Genomic DNA, 1,378 nt, shown 5'->3' with positions numbered 1-1,378 from the left:
GGGCTGCACCAGAAGTAGATAGCTTAACCTTCGGGAGGGCGTTTACCACGGTGTGGTTCATGACTGGGGTGAAGTCGTAACAAGGTAGCCCTAGGGGAACCTGGGGCTGGATCACCTCCTTACTGACGCTATTGTTGCGAGTGTTCACACAGATTGTATAGGTTGAAGAATTAAAGAGGATATGTTCCCAAACATATCAGTGTGTCCCATTCGTCTAGAGGCCTAGGACACCGCCCTTTCACGGCGGTAACAGGGGTTCGACTCCCCTATGGGACGCCATTGGGTTGTTAGCTCAGTTGGTAGAGCAGTTGACTTTTAATCAATTGGTCACAGGTTCGAATCCTGTACAACCCACCATTTTCTCAGGCGCGGGGCTATAGCTCAGCTGGGAGAGCGCTTGCATGGCATGCAAGAGGTCGGCGGTTCGATCCCGCCTAGCTCCACCAAGTCTGAAGGATGGGCGATTAGCTCAGTTGGGAGAGCACCTCCCTTACAAGGAGGGGGTCACTGGTTCGAGCCCGGTATCGCCCACCATTTTATCTCTTTAGATAACACCATATATTGGGGCTATAGCTCAGCTGGGAGAGCGCCTGCCTTGCACGCAGGAGGTCAGCAGTTCGATCCTGCTTAGCTCCACCATTTTACTCTTTGTTTTTACAGCAGTTGACGCCTGTTGCGATGAGCGCTGTCTGAAAGCAAAAAATAAAGTGGTTTATCTTTATGATAGATACACATGCTCTTTAACAATCTGGAAAGCTGACAAGTCATTCTTTAAGAATGACAGTAAAGTTCTCAATCAGTGACAGAAATGTCACTCACACAATCAAGTGTGCTTGGGCTTTGTCTTATTGATAAGCAAAGTCTCTATTTTGAGTCCGGCAAAAACAAAACCTTAATTGGTTGATGATTCAACACTCAGTGGTTTTGCGACACAGATTTCTTKTTTAGACAATCTCGCGCGAGGCGTTTGTCGCTGGGAGCGTAACGTGTTACGTGACCAAGCAAACGGTGAGCAAGAGGCCGTATAAAAGAGAAAGATCGAGCAAAAAGACCTYTTGGGGTTGTATGGTTAAGTGAYTAAGCGTAGACGGTGGATGCCTTGGCAGTCAGAGGCGATGAAGGACGTAYTAACYTGCGATAAGCCCAGATAAGGCAGTAAAAGCCATTTGAGTCTGGGATTTCCGAATGGGGAAACCCACCTGCATAAGCAGGTATCTTAGCGTGAATACATAGCGCTAAGAGGCGAACTCGGGGAACTGAAACATCTAAGTACCCGAAGGAAAAGAAATCAATTGAGATTCCGGCAGTAGCGGCGAGCGAACCCGGAGCAGCCCTTAAGCGGCTTAGGCGTTAGGTGAACAGGTTGGAAAACCTGGCA

Annotated in this window: 5 tRNA genes and 2 rRNA genes; all 7 read left to right on the top strand. The window is 48.5% G+C overall.

The window, feature by feature from the left end:
• Positions 1 to 122 (top strand): 16S ribosomal RNA (locus BZG74_RS15450); the annotation flags it as partial.
• Positions 123 to 203: 81 nt separating this feature from the next.
• Positions 204 to 279, top strand: a tRNA-Glu gene (locus tag BZG74_RS15445).
• Positions 280 to 281: 2 nt separating this feature from the next.
• Positions 282 to 357 (top strand) — tRNA-Lys (locus tag BZG74_RS15440).
• Positions 358 to 370: 13 nt separating this feature from the next.
• A tRNA-Ala gene (locus BZG74_RS15435) sits at positions 371 to 446 on the top strand.
• Between the two features lie 12 nt (positions 447 to 458).
• Positions 459 to 534 (top strand) — tRNA-Val (locus BZG74_RS15430).
• A 29-nt stretch (positions 535 to 563) separates the two neighbouring features.
• Positions 564 to 639: transfer RNA gene (locus tag BZG74_RS15425), tRNA-Ala, on the top strand.
• A gap of 428 nt (positions 640 to 1,067) precedes the next feature.
• Positions 1,068 to 1,378: ribosomal RNA gene (locus tag BZG74_RS15420) — 23S ribosomal RNA — on the top strand; the annotation flags it as partial.

Origin of the sequence: Salinivibrio sharmensis, from assembly GCF_001995985.1 — a bacterium.
Classification (GTDB): Bacteria; Pseudomonadota; Gammaproteobacteria; order Enterobacterales; family Vibrionaceae; genus Salinivibrio; species Salinivibrio sharmensis.
Note: the sequence above shows the minus strand (reverse complement) of the source record. Positions and strands in the feature narration are given on the sequence as shown.